General features: G+C 71.9%; 14 protein-coding genes and 1 pseudogene. 5 read left to right on the top strand and 10 right to left on the bottom strand.

Features of this window, described 5'->3' with window-relative positions; translation table 11 throughout:
• Positions 1-81: 81 nt before the first annotated feature.
• Positions 82-873, top strand: coding sequence for a hypothetical protein (locus ACQPWZ_RS17545; protein ID WP_433571803.1), 792 nt, complete (start codon positions 82-84; stop codon positions 871-873).
• Positions 874-959: 86 nt separating this feature from the next.
• Here the strand turns inward: ACQPWZ_RS17545 and ACQPWZ_RS17550 are convergent, their stop codons facing one another.
• On the bottom strand, positions 960-1178 hold the full coding sequence (locus ACQPWZ_RS17550; RefSeq protein WP_433571804.1) for a hypothetical protein: 219 nt from the start codon (positions 1176-1178) through the stop codon (positions 960-962).
• Between the two features lie 198 nt (positions 1179-1376).
• On the opposite strand from ACQPWZ_RS17550, the gene ACQPWZ_RS17555 reads away from it, so the two are divergent.
• From ACQPWZ_RS17555 to ACQPWZ_RS17570, 4 genes are all read left to right on the top strand, one after another.
• Positions 1377-1847, top strand: coding sequence for a MarR family winged helix-turn-helix transcriptional regulator (locus ACQPWZ_RS17555; RefSeq protein ID WP_340474005.1), 471 nt, complete (start codon positions 1377-1379; stop codon positions 1845-1847).
• A gap of 23 nt (positions 1848-1870) precedes the next feature.
• Positions 1871-4342, top strand: a complete 2472-nt coding sequence (locus tag ACQPWZ_RS17560; protein ID WP_433571805.1) for an MFS transporter — start codon at positions 1871-1873, stop codon at positions 4340-4342.
• Between the two features lie 112 nt (positions 4343-4454).
• Positions 4455-5273: a YceI family protein gene (locus ACQPWZ_RS17565; RefSeq protein WP_356704183.1), complete on the top strand. Its 819-nt coding sequence runs from the start codon at positions 4455-4457 to the stop codon at positions 5271-5273.
• Between the two features lie 47 nt (positions 5274-5320).
• Complete coding sequence (locus ACQPWZ_RS17570; protein WP_433571806.1) at positions 5321-5788, top strand: PPOX class F420-dependent oxidoreductase; 468 nt, start codon at positions 5321-5323, stop codon at positions 5786-5788.
• Between the two features lie 469 nt (positions 5789-6257).
• On the opposite strand, the gene ACQPWZ_RS17575 is transcribed toward ACQPWZ_RS17570, so the two are convergent.
• The 9 genes and pseudogenes from ACQPWZ_RS17575 to ACQPWZ_RS17615 form a co-directional block, all read right to left on the bottom strand.
• The gene (locus ACQPWZ_RS17575) at positions 6258-7034 is read right to left on the bottom strand and encodes a TetR/AcrR family transcriptional regulator (RefSeq protein WP_340474009.1); all 777 of its coding nucleotides are present in this window, start codon (positions 7032-7034) and stop codon (positions 6258-6260) included.
• Between the two features lie 34 nt (positions 7035-7068).
• Positions 7069-8577 (bottom strand): MFS transporter, encoded by a 1509-nt coding sequence (locus ACQPWZ_RS17580; protein ID WP_433571807.1) that lies wholly within the window; start codon positions 8575-8577, stop codon positions 7069-7071.
• Positions 8578-8663: 86 nt separating this feature from the next.
• Complete coding sequence (locus tag ACQPWZ_RS17585) at positions 8664-10964, bottom strand: ArnT family glycosyltransferase (protein ID WP_433571808.1); 2301 nt, start codon at positions 10962-10964, stop codon at positions 8664-8666.
• Positions 10961-12382 (bottom strand): glycosyltransferase, encoded by a 1422-nt coding sequence (locus ACQPWZ_RS17590; protein WP_433571809.1) that lies wholly within the window; start codon positions 12380-12382, stop codon positions 10961-10963. The genes ACQPWZ_RS17585 and ACQPWZ_RS17590 overlap by 4 nt, the downstream gene beginning before the upstream one ends.
• 25 nt (positions 12383-12407) lie before the next feature.
• Positions 12408-14001, bottom strand: a pseudogene (locus ACQPWZ_RS17595) (sensor histidine kinase).
• The gene (locus tag ACQPWZ_RS17600) at positions 14001-14738 is read right to left on the bottom strand and encodes a response regulator transcription factor (RefSeq protein ID WP_327682558.1); all 738 of its coding nucleotides are present in this window, start codon (positions 14736-14738) and stop codon (positions 14001-14003) included. Before ACQPWZ_RS17600 ends, ACQPWZ_RS17595 begins: the two are co-directional and overlap by 1 nt.
• 135 nt (positions 14739-14873) lie before the next feature.
• Positions 14874-15782, bottom strand: a complete 909-nt coding sequence (locus ACQPWZ_RS17605) for an amidohydrolase family protein (protein ID WP_433571810.1) — start codon at positions 15780-15782, stop codon at positions 14874-14876.
• A gap of 326 nt (positions 15783-16108) precedes the next feature.
• On the bottom strand, positions 16109-16981 hold the full coding sequence (locus tag ACQPWZ_RS17610; protein WP_383235764.1) for a DUF2797 domain-containing protein: 873 nt from the start codon (positions 16979-16981) through the stop codon (positions 16109-16111).
• Positions 16982-17039: 58 nt separating this feature from the next.
• Positions 17040-17924, bottom strand: coding sequence for an arginase family protein (locus ACQPWZ_RS17615; protein WP_433571811.1), 885 nt, complete (start codon positions 17922-17924; stop codon positions 17040-17042).
• Positions 17925-18081 lie beyond the last annotated feature (157 nt).

Here is an 18081-nt window from a genome sequence, read left to right on the forward strand (position 1 = left end):
CGTCCGCCGGCCCGGCCCGGTCGCCGATCCGGCGGCTGCGGCCGGGTTCCTTATTGACGGTCCGTCAGACACACTGACGCGATGCGACGACGTCCAGGAACGGCTCTCGTGGCGGTGGCGCTCTGCCTCGGCGGCACGCTGACGGCGTGCGGCAGCGGCGGCGACGACGGATACGCGGCGGTCGGTGCCGCGGGTTCGGGGCCCGAGAGAGGTCCCACGGCCGCGGTTCCGCCGAAGGGCGACGTGGTCCTGGTACCGCTGGACGGCACCACCGGGTCCGGTGAGCCACCGGGCGCGACACCGCCGACGGGCGGGCAGCCCTCCGGTACGCCGTCCGCGGGCGGCGGCAGTGGCGCAGGCGGTACGGGAGAAGGCTCCGGAAGCTCCGGTACTCCGGGAAGTTCCGGTACTCCGGGTGCCGGCGGTCCGGCTTCCGGAAGTCCGGCCGAAGCAGGCTCGGGCGGATCGGGCACCCCGGGCAGCTCCGGCGGTACGGACACACCCGGCCGACCCGGAACACCGCCCGCCGAACCACCCTCGAAGCCCACACCGAAGCCCCCGCCGGGACCCGCCGTGCTCAGCGTCGGCGAACCGGTGCGCGCGGCACTCGACCGCCGCTGGTGCGAGCAGGTCACCGTGACGTTCCGCAACACCGGCCAGTCGCCGGTGGCTTCGGGCACCGTCACCTTCGCCACGCACATCATCGGCGCGCTCGGCATCGACTGGGCGACCATCCGGTCCTCCCAGCCGCTGCCCGTGCCGATCGCCGCCGGGGCGGCGCGCGCCCAGGCGTACACCGTGTGTGTGGACGCCTGGCGGGTGCCGCTGGGCATGCACATCGAGACCCAGGACGTCACCGCCACCTGGACATGACGGACAGGCGGCTGCGGTGACGTACCCGGTGAGGTGCCTCGTGACGTTTCCCCGGACGTCTTCGGTGACGTGAGGAAGCGGGCGGGTCAGCCCAGGGCGAGCCAGGCCACCGCGCCGAGGATCACGACGGCGGCGATGACGCCGATGATGAGCCCGACGCGCGAACCGGACTGGGCGGTGGCCGCCGGCTGCCGGGTCTGCGGTGCGCCCTCGTCGACGAACGCGCGGAACATCTGGGTGCTGCCCGCCGGGTCGTAGTTGCCCTCGGGGCCCTGACCTTGGGGAGCGTGGGGGTTGTGTGCCATGGGGCAGGACCCTAGCGAACGCAGGTGTCCTGCCCAACCCCGGGCGAGCGGCGAACGACTCCCCCCGTGCGCCATGACCGCGCGCATGCGAAGCCTTTTGAGTTCCTTTACTCCTGCAAGCCCCGTTTTCGTTTGCCTTCAGCAACCAATAACTTCTATGGTTGCCCTAAGCAACAAGATGTCGGGAGGGGTACGGCCATGGCCGCACAGAGTCAGTACGCGGAACTGGCCCGGCAGCTCAGTGCCATCGGCGCGATCAAGCGCGGACTGGCACGGATGCTCCCCGCCGAGTGCCCGTCCGGCACGGCCGCCGTACTGACCCTGCTGGACCGGCACGGCGAGATGCGGATGAGCCGGCTGGCCGAGCTGCTGGCCGTCGACATGTCGGTGACCAGCCGGCATGTGGCCCATGCGGCGGAACGCGGATGGATCGAGCGCTCCCCCGACCCGGGCGACCGGCGCTCCCGCATCCTCCGGCTGACCCCCGCGGGGCTGGACATGCTCGACGAGCTCGCCCGGCGGACGACGGACATGTTCGCCCACCACCTCGAGGACTGGTCCGACGACGACGTCGGACAGCTGATCGTGATGCTGGCGCGCCTGCGCGACTCCTTCGGAGACTGCCGGGCGCGCCACCACGACGAGCCGCACTCCCGTACATCCGTGTGACAAGACGCAAGAAAAGGAACTTCATGGCTACGACCACACCGTCCGGTGTGCGGGGCGGCCACGCCAAGCACGGCGCTCAACCCGCCGGCGACGGCACGCCGATGACCCACCGGCAGATCATGGAAGCGCTGTCCGGGCTGCTGCTCGGCATGTTCGTCGCCATCCTGTCGTCCACCATCGTCTCCAACGCGCTGCCCGAGATCATCACCGACCTCGACGGCGGCCAGAGCGCCTACACCTGGGTGGTCACGGCCGCGCTGCTGTCGATGACCGCGACCACCCCGCTGTGGGGCAAGCTCGCGGACCTCTTCAGCAAGAAGCTGCTGGTCCAGATAGCGCTCGTCATCTACATGGCGGGCTCGGTGGTCGCCGGCCTCTCGCAGAACACCAGCATGCTCATCGCATGCCGCGTCGTGCAGGGCGTCGGCGTCGGTGGTCTGACGGCGCTCGCGCAGATCATCATGGCCGCCATGATCGCCCCGCGTGAGCGGGGCCGGTACAGCGGCTACCTCGGTGCGACGTTCGCTGTCGCAACCGTCGGCGGTCCTCTTCTCGGCGGCATCATCACCGACACCGAGTGGCTCGGCTGGCGCTGGTGCTTCTACGTCGGTGTGCCCTTCGCGATCATCGCGCTGATCGTGCTCCAGAAGACGCTGAAGCTGCCGGTCGTGAAGCGCCAGGTCAAGGTCGACTGGGCGGGTGCCCTCTTCATCAGCGCCGCGGTCTCGCTGCTGCTGGTCTGGGTGACCTTCGCCGGCGACAAGTACGACTGGATCTCCTGGCAGAGCTACGCCATGGTCGGCGGAGCGATCGCCCTCGGGCTGCTCTTCCTGCTCATCGAGTCCAGGGCGAGCGAGCCGATCATCCCGCTGCGGCTGTTCCGCAACCGCACGATCACCCTGGCCTCACTGGCCTCGCTCTTCGTCGGTGTCGCGATGTTCGCCGGCACCGTGTTCTTCAGCCAGTACTTCCAGCTGGCACGCGACAAGTCGCCGACGATGTCCGGCGTGATGACCATTCCGATGATCGCCGGTCTGTTCGTCTCCTCCACGGTCTCGGGCCAGATCATCACCAAGACGGGCCGCTGGAAGGCCTGGCTGGTCGGCGGCGGTGTGCTCGTGACCGGCGGCCTCGGTCTGCTCGGCACGATCCGGTACGACACGGAGTACTGGCACATCGCGATCTTCATGGCCGTCATGGGTCTCGGCCTCGGCATGATGATGCAGAACCTGGTCCTCTGCACGCAGAACCAGGTCGCGCCCGAGGACCTCGGCTCCGCCTCCTCCGTCGTCACCTTCTTCCGCTCACTGGGCGGTGCGATCGGCGTCTCCGCGCTCGGCGCGGTGCTCGCCAACCGGGTCACGCACTACGTCAAGGACGGGCTCGCCGAGCTCGGTCCGCAGGGCGCGGCGATGGGCCACGGCGGCACGGCCGGCGGGGGCATCCCCGACCTGGACACGCTGCCCGGCCCGATCCGTACGGTGATGGAGACCGCGTACGGGCACGGCATCGGCGACATCTTCCTGTTCTCGGCGCCTTTCGCCCTGCTGGCCTTCCTCGTGACCCTGTTCATCAAGGAGGTCGCGCTGAAGAGCCACGCGTCGTCGGAGTCCTCCGAGTCGGCGAAGTCCTCGGCGCCCGCGGCGTCCGTGGAGGCACCGGTCGGCGCACCCGCTGTCGCCGTGTCCCTGGCGGCCGACGCCCCGGTCGCGGTCGTCGCCGCCCCGGTCGGCCCGTCCGTGCACGGTGTGGTGCGCGGCAACGAGGGTGCCGCGGTGCCCCAGGCAGCCGTCACCCTGATCTCGCCGGCCGGCCGCCAGCTCGGCCGCTCGGTCTCCCAGCACGACGGCGGCTACGCACTGGACGCTCCCGGCGCCGGCTCGTACGTCCTGATCGCCTCCGCCGACGGCTTCCAGCCGCAGGCCTCCACGGTGGTCGTCGGTGACGACCCGGTGGCGTTCGACATCCTGCTCTCGGGCACGAGCGGACTCGCCGGCATCGTGCGGGCCGCCGACAGCGGCCTGCCGGTCGACGGAGCGATGGTCATCGTCACGGACGTCCGCGGCGATGTGCTGGGCACCGGAAAGACCACCGTGCAGGGCGACTTCGCCTTCGCGGAGCTCGTACCGGGTGCGGTGACCGTCGCGGTGAACGCCACCGGCTTCCGGCCGCTGGCCCTCCCCGTGGAGATCGGCGGCCAGGGCGTGACCCGGGTCGAGGCCGTCCTGCGGGCAGGGGCGCTCGTCCGCGGCACCATCCGCGGCGGCCCGGACCGCCGGCCGCTGGCCGACGCGCGGGTCACCCTGGTCGACGCCGCCGGCAACGTGGCCGCCACCTCGACGACCGGGGACGACGGGGCGTACGCCTTCGCCGACCTGGACGCGGGGGAGTACACGGTCATCGCGACCGGCTACCCGCCGGTGGCCGGAGCGCTGAGCGTGGCCGGCGGCGGGGTCGACGGCCACGACATCGAACTCGCCCACCCGGGCGAGTAGTTCGGACCCCCGGGCAGCGGCGCTCTGTAGCGGAAGCGTGCGCCCGGGGCCGGGGCGGCAGGCAGGGGACGGCCTGCCGCCCCGGCAATTTTTTCGCAAGGAGAGAAACGGGATGGGACTTCGCGCACAGGTACGGACGCGGGACGGCTGGGCCGTCCAGCACGCGGTCGTGACGGTCACCGACATGACCGGCGCACAGGTGCTGCGGGAGACGGCGGACGCGGACGGCACGGTGCGCTCGGCGGCACCGCTGTCCACGGGCGCCTACACGGTCGTCGTCACGGCGCTCGGTTACGCACCGGCCGCGTCGACCGCGATGGTCACCGCGAGCGGGCGCGCCGAGATCGGCACGGTCGTACTGGCCCGCCAGGGCGGCGCCGAACTGCCACCGCCGGGCACCTGGTCCATCGACCCGGCCCACTCCTCCGTGGGCGCGGTCGCCCAGCACCTCGGCATCTCCTCGGTGAGCGGCCGGTTCACCGACTTCGGCGGCCGGATCGCGATCGCGCCGGACCTCGGCTCCTCGCGGGTCGAGGCGGTGATCCGGGCGGCCACCATCGACACGGGCAACGGTCTGCGCGACAAGCACCTGCGCTCGCCGGACTTCCTGGACGTCGAGCAGTACCCGGAGATCGTCTACCGGAGCCACGGTCTGACACCGACCGGCACGGACCGCTGGACGGTGCACGGCGCGCTGTCCCTGCACGGTGTCGTACGGGACGTGGACCTGGACCTCGCCTACCTCGGCACCGGCCCCGATCCGTGGGGCGGCGTCCGGGCGGCCTTCCGTGCGACGGCCGAACTGCACCGCGAGGACTTCGCGATGAACTACAACCAGGTGGTCCAGGCGGGGATCTCCGCGATCGGCACCACGCTCAAGATCGAGCTGGCGATCCAGGCGGTCCAGGGTGACGCGCTGCCGGGCGTCTGAGGAACGGGTCCCGGAGGACGGAGCGCCCGAGGATTAGGCTGCGGCCCATGGCACCCAACATCGCCACCAACACCACGGTGGAACTGGACGAGTTGCTGGACTTCGTACGCCCCCGGCACCGGGCGATCCTGCTGACGGCTCGCGCGGACGGGTCACCGCAGGGCTCCCCGCTCACGTGCGGGGTGGACGACTCGGGCCGGATCGTGATGTCGACGTACCCCGAACGCGCGAAGACCCGCAATGCGAAGCGGAACCCACGGGTGAGTGTGATCGTCCTGTCGGACGACTGGGACGGGCAGTGGGTCCAGATCGACGGCGACGCGGAGGTCCTCGACGCGCCGGACTCGGTGGAACCGCTGGTGGAGTACTTCCGCAACATCTCGGGGGAGCATCCGGACTGGGCGGAGTACCGGGAGGCGATGCGGAAGCAGGGGAAGTCGATCATCCGCGTGACGCCGGTGCGGTGGGGGCCGATCGCGAAGGGCGGCTTCCCGGCCCGCCTCAGCGGCTCCTGAGCCTCCGGGCGATCCAGCCCGGCCGGTCTGTGCGGGCCGCGCGCTTGCAGCCGCTTCCGGCCTCGCCGGGTTGTGCGGGCCATTCCAGCCCCGCGGGTCTGTGCGGGCAAATCCAGCCTCGCCGGCGATTGAGGCGCGGGGCCCGGGGCAGAGCCCCGCAACGAGCCCGCGCCACGAAGCAACCCCCGCCCGGGACTGTCCCGCACGCCCTACGGGCATGTCCTCAACCGCCGGACGGGCTTGAAGTGAATGCCCTTGCCGGCAGCAAGCCCCTGCGACTGGACCGGGCAAATCCAGCCTCGCCGGCGATTGAGGCGCGGGGTCCGGGGCAGAGCCCCGCAACGAGCCCGCGCCAGGAAGCAACCCCCGCCCGGGACTATGCCGCACGCCCTGCGGGCATGTCCTCAATCGCCGGACGGGCTGGAAGTGTTCCAGCAGCACGAACACCAGCCGCACACGCCCGGCTCCGTCACACCGCGCGAGCCACCATCGCTTCGATGCCCGCCACCAACAGCTCCAGCGCGAAGTCGAAGTCCCGCTCCCTCATCTCCGCCACCGTCTCCCCGCCCCGCGCCTTCATCAGCTCCGCCGCGTTCCCGAAATGCCGGCTGAAGTCCGGCTGTTCTCTGATCGAGCCCATCGCCTCACGGAAGTACTCGTCCTGGCTCAGGCCCGCCGCCGCGCAGCGCTGGATGAAGTGGCCCTCGATCGTGCCGAAGCCGTAGACGAACTGGAAGACCGCCGACAGCCCGCCCATCTGGCCGTGCGGCGGAAGTCCCGTGTTGCGCATGACCTCCTGGACCGCCAGCGAGAAGCCCATCGAGTGCGGGCCGATGTTCAGGAACGTGCCGATCAGCGCCGAGACCCACGGGTGGCGCACCAGCACCCCCCGGTACTCGACCGCCAGTGCGCGCAGCTGCCCGCGCCACTCGGACGCGTCGCCGACGTCGGGCAGCCGCACTTCCCCGAAGACCGCGTCCAGCGCCAGTTCCAGCAGGTCGTCCTTGGTGTCGACGTACCAGTACACGGACATCGCGGTGACATCCAGCTCGGCGGCCAGCCGCCGCATCGAGAACTTCGCCGCGCCCTCCGAGTCCAGCAGTCGTACCGTCGCGGCGATGATCTTCTCGCGGTCCAGGCCCGTCGGCTGGGCCGGTTTGCGGCCGGCGCGCCGGCCGGCCGGCTTGCCCTCCAGCCACACACTGGTCCGCGAAGGACCCTTCGCGCGGTCGGCCGCACTCACCATCGCGCCACTCTCCTCGACTCGCCCGCTCCCGATGCTATGCCGCCGCCCGCACCTCGTCTGCACGCTCCGCCCGCCGCAGCAGCACCGCGGCCAGCAGACCGCCGGCCAGCACGGCCACCGCGCCGACCAGCTGGCTTGTCTCCAGGCCGGAGGCGAACGCGTCCGAGATCCGGGCCCGCTCGCCCGGGCTCCCGGCCGCCGCGAGGGCGGCGGGCAGCGAGACGGCGCCTGCCACCGTGGGAACGAGTGCGGCGAAGCGGGAGTTCAGTACCGCGCCGAGCACGGCGACGCCGAGGCCGTTGCCGAACTCGGCGAGGGTGCCGTTCACCCCCGCGCCCACGCCCGCCTTCTCCGGCGGGATGGCACCCATGATCGCGTTGGCCATCGCCGGCATGGAGAGCGCCACTCCCGCGCCCATCGTCACCAGTCCGACCAGCATCCCGCCGTATCCGTCGGCACCGAGGAGCGCGATCGACGCGAGGCCGGCCGACACCAGGGTCATACCGACGGCGATGGTCCCCGGGGTGCCGATCCTCGGCAGCAGCCGGGCTCCCACGCCGGTCAGATTGAGCGCGACGACGGTGAGTGCCAGGGGCGCGGTGCGCAGACCCGCGTCCAGCGGCCCGTATCCGAGGACGAACTGCAGATGCTGGGTGAGCAGGAACAGCGAGCCGCCCATGCCGAACGCGACGAGGATCGCCCCCGCGACCGCTCCGATGAACCGCTGGTTGCGGAAGAAGTGCATGTCCAGCATCGGATGCGGGATCCGCAGTTCCCACAGGACGAACACGCCGAGCACCAGGACACCGGTCACCGCCGACGCCAGGACCTGCGTGGAGGTCCAGCCGTGCTCGGGCCCGGAGATGATCGCGTACACGACGGCGGTCATACCGATCGTGGAGAGCAGCGCGCCGAGCAGGTCCGGCCGGTCGCCCTGCGGATTCTTGGACTCCGGTACGAGGGCGACGACCGCGAACAGTCCGATGGCCACCACGGGGATGTTGACCAGGAAGATCGCGCCCCACCAGAAGTGGTCGAGCATGACACCGCCGATCAGCGGACCGGCCGCGAACCCGAGGGAGTTGACGGTGGACCACAGGCCGATGGCCTTGACCCGCTCGGAGTCGTCGAAGATCTGCACGACCACGGCGAGGGTGGTGGTCATCAGCAGCGCACCGCCGACGCCCATACCGGCGCGTGCGGCGATCAGCTGGGCGGAGGACTGGGCGAGCCCGGCGGTGAGGGAGCCGATGCCGAACAGCGCGAGCCCTGCCACCAGCATCTTCTTGCGCCCGTAGCGGTCGGCTGCGTTGCCCGCCGTGAGCAGCAGGCCGGACTGCACGAGTGAGTACGCGTTGATCATCCACTGGATGTCGGCGGTGGAGGCGTCGAGTTCCCGGGTGAGGGAGGGGATGGCGACGCTCAGGACGGTGTTGTCGAGCAGCACCGTGAGCTGGGCGAGGCAGATGACGCCGAGGATGATCCAGCGCTGCGGATGGCGGCCCGGGAGGGCGGTGCCGGTCTCGGTGGCCGTGGCCGTCATACGCACTCCTTGTACGGTGTACGGGGGATGTCCCGTACACCGTACAATAGATTCCCCTTACGCCGTACAGCGCCCCTGTACTGGGACTACTTCTCGGCGGTCAGGTCGTAGAGGGTCGTGCCGCCCACGGTCACCTCCGTGAAGGTCGCCTCGATCCACGAAGTGATCGCGGAGCTGGTGTTACCACCGGGACCTCCGCCCTGTCCGCCGCCTTGTCCGCCCTGTCCGCCGCCCTGTCCGCCCGCGACGAAGTAGTGGATCTTCCCTTCGGCGACGTACTCCTTGAACTGCGCCAGCGTCGGGGACGGGTCGCTGCCGTTGAAGCCGCCGATCGCCATCACCGGTTCACCGGTGGCGAGTTGGTAGCCGGCCGCGTTCTGGGAGCCGATGGCCGCGGCGGCCCAGGTGTAGTCGCCCGCGTTCTGCCGCAGTTTCGCCTCGGCCTCGGAGTTCACGGTCGCGCCGTTGAGCAGGCCGCCCATGCCGCCGCCTCCCCCGCCGCCCTCGCGAGCGCCGCCGCCCGCACCGCCGGGCCCCATGCCCTGGCGCTGCGCCGGACCGCCCTGCCCGGGAAGGCCGTTCGGGGGCTGAGCCGTCCCGCCACCGGGACCTCCCTGCTGCCCCTGACCCTGCTGTCCCTGCTGTCCCTGCTGTCCCTGCCCCGGAGCTTGTCCCTGTTGCCCCTGACTCTGCTGTCCCGGCGGCATCCGTCCGCCGTCGCCGCCGCCCGGCCCGCCGGCGCGCATGCCCCCACCGCCCCGCGCCGCCGCGGGACCGGCGGTCACGATCGAGCCGGCGTGCCCCTCGTTCACCGTCGTGAGGGAGTACGCCACCGGCCCGGCCAGTGCCGCGACCAGCGCCAGCGCCGCCGCGACCAGCGAGAGCCGGGGTCCCGGCCGGCCGGCACGCCCCGAGAGCAGCAGCCCCGCCGCAGCCGCCAGACCGCCGATGAGCACCGCCCACCGCAGCCACGGCAGATAGTCGGGGGTCCGGCCGAGCAGCGTGAAGGACCACACGGCCGTCACCACGACCGTCACGGCCAGTGCCGCCGAGGCCGCGAACGTGTGCCGTTCCTCCCACAGGACGGTGACGCCCATGCCGACCAGGGCTGCGATGTACGGGGCCAGCGCCACCGTGTAGTACTCGTGGAAGATTCCCGCCATGAAGCTGAAGATCGCCGCGGTCATCAGCAGCGAGCCGCCCCAGACCAGGAACGCCGACCGCGCGGTGTCCGTCCGTCCGGCCCGCCAGGTGACGACGAGACCCGCGACGAGCAGCAGCAGGGCCGCGGGCAGCAGCCAGGAGATCTGGCCGCCGGTCGACGCGTCGAACATCCGGCCGATGCCGCTGCTCCCCCAGCGGCCCCCACCACCACCACCGCCGCCGCCCACGCTGCCGACCTCGTCGCCGTTGATCCGGCCGAGGCCGTTGTAGCCGAAGGTCAGCTCCAGGAAGCTGTTGTTCTGGGAGCCGCCGATGTACGGGCGCGAGGACGCGGGCCACAGTTCGACGATCGCCACCCACCAGCCGCCCGCGCCGACGATCGCGAGCCCGGCGAGGGCGAGCTGACCGAGCCGCCGCCGCAGCCTCGTCGGCGCGCACACCGCGTACACCAGCGCCAGGGGCGGCAGGATCAGGAACGCCTGAAGGGTCTTGGTCAGGAACGCGAACCCGATCGCCACACCCGCCCAGACCAGCCACGTCGTCCGTGCACCCTCCAGCGCGCGCAGCACGCAGTAGACGGCGGCCGTCATCAGCAACGCCAGCAGCGCGTCGGGGTTGTTGAAGCGGAACATCAGGGCGGCGACGGGCGTCACGGCCAGAACGGCGCCCGCGATCAGCCCGGCCGCGGGAGTGAAGCGCCGGCGCACCGCCGCGTACACCACCGCCACCGTGCCGACCCCCATCAGCACCTCGGGCAGCAGGATCTGCCAGGAGCCGAGCCCGAAGAGACGTACGGACAGGGCCATGGGCCACAGCGCGGCCGGGGGCTTGTCGACGGTGATCGAGTTCGCGGCGTCGGAGGACCCGAAGAAGAAGGCCTTCCAGCTCTCGCTGCCCGCCTGGACGGCGGCGGAGTAGAAGGAGTTGGCGTAGCCGGAGGCGGTCAGGTCGTAGCTGTAGAGCACCGCCGTGATGAGCAGCAGACCGAGGAAGGCAGGGCGTACCCAGGGGGCGTCACCTGCCCGGCCGCGCCACAGCCGGGCTGCCCGCCGGGCTCCCCGTCCGCCGGCCGCGTGTCCGCCCCTGGGCCCGCCGCCGGCTGGTCCCCCGCGTTCGTGGTCTCCCTGCGCGGGCCCGACCACCAGCACTTCGGGACCGGGCGGATTGCCGGGCGGATTGCCGGGCGGGGGAGGGGAGGCGTGGCTGTCGTGTGTCGTCGTCATCGTGCGGTCCTCGGGTCGTTGTCGTGCGGGACGGCGCGCAGCTGCGCGGTGTCGTCCCAGGTGTGGTCGGAGAACGCCCATGCGTCCGGCGCGCGGTCCGGGAACCCCCGCGGCTCCAGGCCTCCATCGGGTTCCGGGACCGCCCACGTCCGGGACGCCTCACCCCGTGCCGGCGCCCCCCGCCGGTCCGGGAACACCCACGCCCGGAAGAGCAGAAAGCGCAGCACCGTCGCCGCGAGGTTCGCCGCGATCAGCACCGCCAGTTCGGTGCCGTGCGAGGCATCGCCCGCGGCCGCGTCCAGCGCCGCCAGCGAACCGCTCGTCAGCGCGAGCCCGATGGCGAACACGACCAGGCCCTGCGCCTGGTGCCGTACCGCCCGGTCCCGCCCCCGCACGCCGAAGGTGAGCCGCCGGTTGGCCGCCGTGTTGGCGATCGCCGACAGCAACAGGGCGCCCGCGTTGGCCGTCTGCGGGCCGCCTCCCAGCCGGAACGCGGAGTACAGCAGCAGGTAGAGCAGCGTGGAGAGCGCGCCCACCGCGCAGAACCCGACCAGCTGGCGCGCCAGTGAGCCGGGCACCCCGCTGAGCTGCCGGTCGCGCGGGTCGTCGCCGAAGGGTCGGGCCAGCCGGTCCAGCGGCAGCGCACCGACCGCCAGGGCCCGTCCCACCCGCCAGACGCCCTTGAGGTCCTCGGTCGCCGTGCTCACGATGTGCACGGTCGAGTCCGGGTCGTCGACCCAGTCGACCGGCACCTCGTGGATGCGCAGTCCGGCGCGCTCGGCCAGCACCAGCAGCTCGGTGTCGAAGAACCAGCCGGTGTCCTCGACCATCGGCAGCAGCCGCTCGGCGACCTCCCGCCGGATCGCCTTGAACCCGCACTGGGCGTCCGAGAACCGGGCCGCGAGCGAGCCGCGCAGAATCAGGTTGTAGGCACGCGAGATGAACTCCCGCCTCGGCCCGCGCACCACCCGCGACGAGCGGGCCAGCCGTGAGCCGATGGCGAGATCCGAGTGCCCGGAGATCAGCGGAGCGACCAGCGGAAGCAACGCGTTGAGGCCGGTGGACAGATCGACGTCCATGTAGGCGAGCACGGGGGCGTCGGAGTGCGACCAGACGGTCCGCAGGGCCCGCCCCCGTCCCTTCTCCTCCAGCCGGTACGACCGCACCTCGGGGACGGTCGCCGCGAGTTCGGCCGCGACCCGGGGCGTGCTGTCGGTGCTCGCGTTGTCGGCGACGGTGATGCGGAAGCCGTACGGGAACGTCCGCGCGAGGTGATCGCGCAGCCGCAGCACGCATCTTTCGAGATCGGCCTCCTCGTTGTAGACCGGGATCACGACGTCGAGTACGGGCGGCCCGGCCGTGCCGGCGAGCAGATGCTCCCGGGCCGGCAGGGTTCCCTCTGGGGTGTCGGTTCGCATGCCATGACACTCGTCGGGAGCGCTGTCACGGCTGTGTGATGCGCCTGTGCCCTGTCTGTGAGAGGGGATCAGGGGCGCACGGCGGGTCGTTCCACGCGGGCAGTTCGACGCCGAACACCGTCCGTCCGGGGCGGGAGTTCACTCCGACGCGGCCGCCGTGCGCGCTCACCACCGCGTCCACGATCGCCAGTCCGAGTCCGGTCGACCCGGCGTTCCGGGACCGGGACGCGTCGCCGCGCGCGAACCGTTCGAAGATGTACGGGAGCAGCTCGGGCGGGATGCCGGGACCGTCGTCCTCCACCTCCAGCACGACGGTGGGACCGCGGTCCTGCACCCGGGCGACGACGGTCGTGCCGGGCGGTGTGTGCGTACGGGCATTGGCCAGCAGGTTGACCAGGACCTGGTGCAGCCGGGCCGCGTCGCCCCCGACCGCCGCCGGTTCCACGGGCAGTTCGAGCCGCCAGGTGTGATCGGGACCGGCCGCGCGGGCGTCGCTGACGGCGTCCACGACGAGGGGAGGAAGGTCGGTGCTCTCGCGGTCGAGCGGACGTCCCGCGTCGAGGCGCGCCAGCAGCAGCAGATCCTCGACCAGGCCGGTCATCCGGGTGTCGACCGATCCTGCCGAGGGCGTGCCGGGTGTCCGGTCCGACGGTGTCCCGGCCGCGCCGGGTGAGTTCCGCGTAACCGCGGATCGAGGCGAGTGGCGTACGCAGCTCATGGCTGGCGTCGGCGACGAACTGCCGTACCCGCGTCTCGCTCTGCTGGCGGGCGGTCAGCGCCGAACCGACGTGGCCCAGCATGCGGTTGAGCGCCGCCCCGACCTGTCCGACCTCGGTGCGGGGATCGGCCTCGGCGTCCGGCACCCGCTCCAGCGGGGCGACCTCCCCGCTGTGCAGGGGGAGTTCGGAGACCCGGGTGGCGGTGGCGGCCACACGCCGCAGCGGTCGCAGCGCGACACCGACCAGCGCGGTACCGGTGATACCGGCCGCCAGCAGGCCGGTCGCGGCCACGCAGATCTCGACGAGGATCAGCGTGCTCAGCGCGTCTTCCACCTCGCCGGCCGGAATCCCGACGAGGACCGTGCCGTCGCCGACCGAGCCGTTGTTCGTCGTTCCGTCGCTCGCTGTCCCATCGCTCACGGCCTCGTCGGCCGTCGTGGGCAGGGAGATCACGCGGTATCCGCCGAGACCCGGCAGCGTGACGTCGTGCACCTCGCCGTCCGCGGGCACCGTGCCGAGCGCCCTGAGCTGCGCCGCGTCGAGTGGCGTGGTGTCGTCCGGGCGATAGCCGGGAGTGGTGTTCTCGACGGTCCTCGCGCCTTCGGACACCGCGCTGCCACCGTCCGGCACCAACGCCCCGACCGTGCCGAAGGGCTGACCGCCGCCGCCGAGGAAGTCCAGCGGGCCCTCCGTGTCCCCGGGTGCCGGTGGCGGACGTCTGGGCAGGTCGGCGCGGACCGCGATGCCGCGCAGCTGGTCGTCGAGCTTGCCGTACAGATAGCTGTCGAACGCGATCGTCGTGACGGCGCCGATCACCGACGAGACCACGGCGATCAGCGCCACCGCGGACACCACCAGCCGGGTCCGCAGCGACCATCTGCGGCCGCGCAGCCTCCGCACTACTCGCCGGGCTTGATCAGATACCCGGCGCCGCGCCGGGTGTGGATCATCGGCGGCCGCCCTGCGTCGATCTTCTTGCGCAGGTAGGAGACGTACAGCTCGACGACGTTGGCCTGGCCGCCGAAGTCGTACGACCACACCCGGTCGAGGATCTGCGCCTTGCTGAGCACGCGTCGCGGATTGCGCATCAGATAGCGCAGCAGCTCGAACTCCGTCGCCGTCAGATGGATCGCATCACCGGCCCGGCAGACCTCATGGCTGTCCTCGTCCAGGGTGAGATCGCCGACCGCCAGCAGCGAGGCGCTCCGCACGGCCGCCGTTCCGGAGCGCCGGATCAGTCCGCGCAGCCTCGCCACGACCTCCTCCAGCGAGAAGGGCTTGGTCACATAGTCGTCGCCGCCCGCCGTGAGGCCGGCGATCCGGTCCTCGACAGCGTCCCTCGCGGTCAGGAAGAGCACCGGCACCTCGGGCATGTCACGCCGCAGGCGTCCGAGGACCGCGAGCCCGTCCATGTCGGGCAACATCACGTCCAGTACGACGGCGTCGGGCCGGAAGTCGCGCGCGGACCGGAGAGCGCCCGCGCCGTCGCCGGCGCTGCGCACTTCCCAGCCCTCGTAGCGCAGGGCCATCGACAGCAGCTCGCTCAGCGCGGTCTCGTCGTCGACGACGAGAACCCGGACAGGGCTGCCGTCCGGCCTGAGCAACTCGGTGCGCCCCTGGGGCGTGGTCGCGGTCATGCGGCCAGCCTGCGACCCGGCCGTGAAAAGGCTCTTGCGCCTTTCTGTGAATTGCCTGAGAACCGAGGCTCCTCGGGGACCGCCTCCCCTCAGAGACCGTCTCAGGGACCGATACGCCGCAGCGACCGCGTCTCCTCAGGGACCACCGGGCGCGAAGAGCCGGACGCCGTTGTCGTGGCAGACGGCGCGCAGCCAGTCGTCCCCGAGGCCGAGTTCCTCCAGGGCCCGGAGCTGATGGACGTACGGATAGGGGATGTTGGGGAAGTCCGTGCCGAGCACGATCCGGTCGCCGAGATCCGCGAGCCGCCCCTTCTGCTGCTGGGGGAAGGGGGCCAGTCGCTCGCTGAAGTCCGTGAAGGCCATGGTCGTGTCCAGCCGTACCCGCGTGTAGCGCTCGGCGAGATCGAGGAAGTCGCTGTACTCGGGCATGCCCATGTGCGCGACGACGAGCGGCAGCCGCGGATGCCGCGCGAGCAGCCGGCCGACCGGCTCGGGTCCGGTGTGCTTGCCGGGCACGGGCCCGGAGCCGCAGTGCATCACCACGGGCACGCCGGCCTCGGCCAGCAGTCCCCACACCGGGTCGAGCAGGGAATCGTTGGGGTCGTACGCGCCGACCTGGAGGTGCGACTTGAAGATCCGTGCGCCGCGGTCGAGGGCCTCGCGGACGTCGTGCTCGACGCCCTCCTCCGGGAAGAAGGTCGCGGTGTGGAGGCAGTCCGGCGTCCGGGCGGCGAAGTCGGCGGCCCAGCCGTTGAGCCAGGCGGCCATGCCGGCCTTGTGCGGGTAGAGCATGGAGGTGAAGGCGCGCACCCCGAACTCCCGCAACAGCGCGACCCGTTGCTCCTCCTCGTGCCGGTAGGTGATGGGCCACTCCAGGCCTGTCAGGGGCCCCACGGCATCGAAGTAGGCCCACACCTTGGCCAGGACTCGTTCCGGCATGAAGTGGGTGTGGACGTCGACGAGCCCGGGAAGCCCGAGCCGGTTCCAGAACGCGCGTACGTCCGCGGCCTCCGTGGCCTGGTCACTGACGGGCTTGTTGGTCATGACGCCCACCTTCGGACGCCGGTCCGTGGGGTGTCCACCGGCTTTGCCGTACGGGATCGGAACGTGATCCGGTTCGTGATCCGGTTCGTGATCCGGTTCGTGATCCGGTTCGTGATCCGGTTCGTGATCCGGTTCGTGATCCGGTTCAGGACGACCGGGCCCGGCTGATCACCGGGTCCCTCGGCCATCGGGCTTCCCGGCCGGCCGGCTCCCGGCCATCGGTGCTGGTTGTGCGGCGAGCCCTCCCGGCCATCGGATCTTCCTGGCCTCGGGCGGCACCGGCACCGCGTCGACCGTCCCGCCCCGGCGCACCGGAATCCCGCGTGTCAGAACAACCCGTCCTGCACGGCCCCGCCCCCCGCGTTGGCGTCCGCCGTCGGCACGGACACGCCCGCCGCCGGATCGGCCCCGATGAGCGACCAGCCCGTCATCAACCGGGTGTCGAGGACGACGAGTTCACCCTCCGCCGTGCGCAGATGCAGATCCGGCCCGGCAGCCGCGAGCAGCGTCCCCGCGACGGCCCCGCCGTCGGTCAGCTCCCGCACCACGGCCCCCGGCGCCGGCAGCCGGCCGAGCCCGAACACCTCGGCGTGGTCGACGGCCAGGAACTCCAGCCGCTCCAGCGACTCGGCCCAGCCGGTGAGCCCCAGCGCTCGCCGGTGCAGGTCCTCGATCTCCGCGGCGCGCTCGGCGGGACCCGGCAGCTCGCACCGCACAGCCCTCTTGTGGGCGTACGGAATCCGGTCCGGCACCCCCAGCGCGCTGCGCAGCAGCTCCTCCGTACGCCGTGCCGCCATCAGCGGCCCCCGCCCCAGCCAGCTGAAGACGACGGCGCCCTGCTCCAGCAGCCGCGCGGACTCACGCTCCTCGGCGGTGATGCCGACCTTGACCATCCCGGGCCCGAACCAGGCCAGATAGACGCGGTACGTCCGCGGGTCGTCGGCGATGGTGTCGGCCGCCACCGAGTGCGCGCGATCCAGCCGTGCGCACTCCGGGCACCGGGCCTGGGTGGCCCGCCCCGGCACGACGGCCCGCAGCGGGCAGGCATTGCCACGCGCCCCGACGCAGCTCCGGACCCCTTCGGCACGGAACCCGAGCGTCTTGCCGGCGGTCAGCGGACTGACCCGCCCGCCGTCCCACCGGAGCACGGCCATCCGCGCCCCGCGCGGCCAGCCGAGCCCGGAGCACCGCCATGCCATACGCACCTCCGACCGAAAACGCGGAGGTTACCCGAGAGCACTGACACCGGCCCCGGGTCTAGGCCGAGTTCCGGCCGATCCGCGCGGAGAGCCCGCGGTGCAGACATTCGACGAGCCGGGCCGTGATCAGGCCTTCGGGGTCGAGGCGGGGGTTGAAGATCGTGACGTCGAACCCGACGGCACGGTCGTCGCCGAGCGCGATCCCGAGCACGCTCTCCAGTTCCGCCCAGCTCAGGCCCCCGGGGATGCGGTAGTCGACGGCCGGCATGACGGCGTCGTCGAGAACGTCCACATCGAGATGCACCCAGTACTCCCCGAGTCGTCCGACCGCCTCCCGGGCGGCCTCCTCGGCGCCGACCGCCCGCACGGCATCGAGACCGACGGCGTGCAGCTCCGGCGGCAGCGGCTGCATCCCGGCCTCCGTGGACTCCTCGGTGTCGCGGAACCCGAGGGCCACGACATCCTCGTCCCGTACGAGCGGCCGGAGCCCCTCCAGATCGGTCAGTACGCCGGGCCCGCGGCCGGTGGCGAGCGCGAGCTCCATCGACGCGGCCTCGCCGTTCGGTTCCGCGGCCGGCTGATAGAAGTCGGTGTGCCCGTCGAGGAACAGCAGCCCGTGCCGTCCGCGCCGCCGCAGCGCGAGAAGGTTGCCGAGGAGGATCGAACAGTCGCCGCCGAGGACGACGGGGAAGTCCCCCTGATCGCGCACTTCTGCGACGACGTCGGCCAGTTCCGTGGAGTACCGAGCGATCGCGGCCGCGTTGAGTACCCCGCTCGCGGGGTCCCGCCGGGCCACATACGCCGGCGCCTCGACCCGCCCGCCGTGGACGGCCCCCAGCCGCTCGGCCAGACCGGCCCCGATCAGCGCCGCGGACAAGACCTCCACCCCGGATGGCCGCAGCCCGAGCACGGAGGGGGCTTCGACGACCACGATCCGGCGCATCCCGACTCCTTCTGTCGGACACCCAACGGTGCACAAGGCCCCCTTCGGACGCTACCGGACAGGGGCGGTCGCCGCAGGGTGGCTCTCCCTGCCCCTCCGGCGGCGGTCCCGCCGGCGGGCGAACACCTGCTCCCGCCGTCAACTCCCCTTGTACGAA

This window comes from Streptomyces sp. CA-251247, assembly GCF_050952975.1.
Classification (GTDB): domain Bacteria; phylum Actinomycetota; class Actinomycetes; order Streptomycetales; family Streptomycetaceae; genus Streptomyces; species Streptomyces achmelvichensis.

Coding starts and splice junctions, on each gene's coding strand:
- ACQPWZ_RS17545 (WP_433571803.1), top strand. CDS start 82: ATGCGACGACGTCCAGGAACGGCTCTCGTGGCGGTGGCGCTCTGCCTC.
- ACQPWZ_RS17550 (WP_433571804.1), bottom strand. CDS start 1,178: ATGGCACACAACCCCCACGCTCCCCAAGGTCAGGGCCCCGAGGGCAAC.
- ACQPWZ_RS17555 (WP_340474005.1), top strand. CDS start 1,377: ATGGCCGCACAGAGTCAGTACGCGGAACTGGCCCGGCAGCTCAGTGCC.
- ACQPWZ_RS17560 (WP_433571805.1), top strand. CDS start 1,871: ATGGCTACGACCACACCGTCCGGTGTGCGGGGCGGCCACGCCAAGCAC.
- ACQPWZ_RS17565 (WP_356704183.1), top strand. CDS start 4,455: ATGGGACTTCGCGCACAGGTACGGACGCGGGACGGCTGGGCCGTCCAG.
- ACQPWZ_RS17570 (WP_433571806.1), top strand. CDS start 5,321: ATGGCACCCAACATCGCCACCAACACCACGGTGGAACTGGACGAGTTG.
- ACQPWZ_RS17575 (WP_340474009.1), bottom strand. CDS start 7,034: ATGGTGAGTGCGGCCGACCGCGCGAAGGGTCCTTCGCGGACCAGTGTG.
- ACQPWZ_RS17580 (WP_433571807.1), bottom strand. CDS start 8,577: ATGACGGCCACGGCCACCGAGACCGGCACCGCCCTCCCGGGCCGCCAT.
- ACQPWZ_RS17585 (WP_433571808.1), bottom strand. CDS start 10,964: ATGACGACGACACACGACAGCCACGCCTCCCCTCCCCCGCCCGGCAAT.
- ACQPWZ_RS17590 (WP_433571809.1), bottom strand. CDS start 12,382: ATGCGAACCGACACCCCAGAGGGAACCCTGCCGGCCCGGGAGCATCTG.
- ACQPWZ_RS17600 (WP_327682558.1), bottom strand. CDS start 14,738: ATGACCGCGACCACGCCCCAGGGGCGCACCGAGTTGCTCAGGCCGGAC.
- ACQPWZ_RS17605 (WP_433571810.1), bottom strand. CDS start 15,782: ATGACCAACAAGCCCGTCAGTGACCAGGCCACGGAGGCCGCGGACGTA.
- ACQPWZ_RS17610 (WP_383235764.1), bottom strand. CDS start 16,981: ATGGCATGGCGGTGCTCCGGGCTCGGCTGGCCGCGCGGGGCGCGGATG.
- ACQPWZ_RS17615 (WP_433571811.1), bottom strand. CDS start 17,924: ATGCGCCGGATCGTGGTCGTCGAAGCCCCCTCCGTGCTCGGGCTGCGG.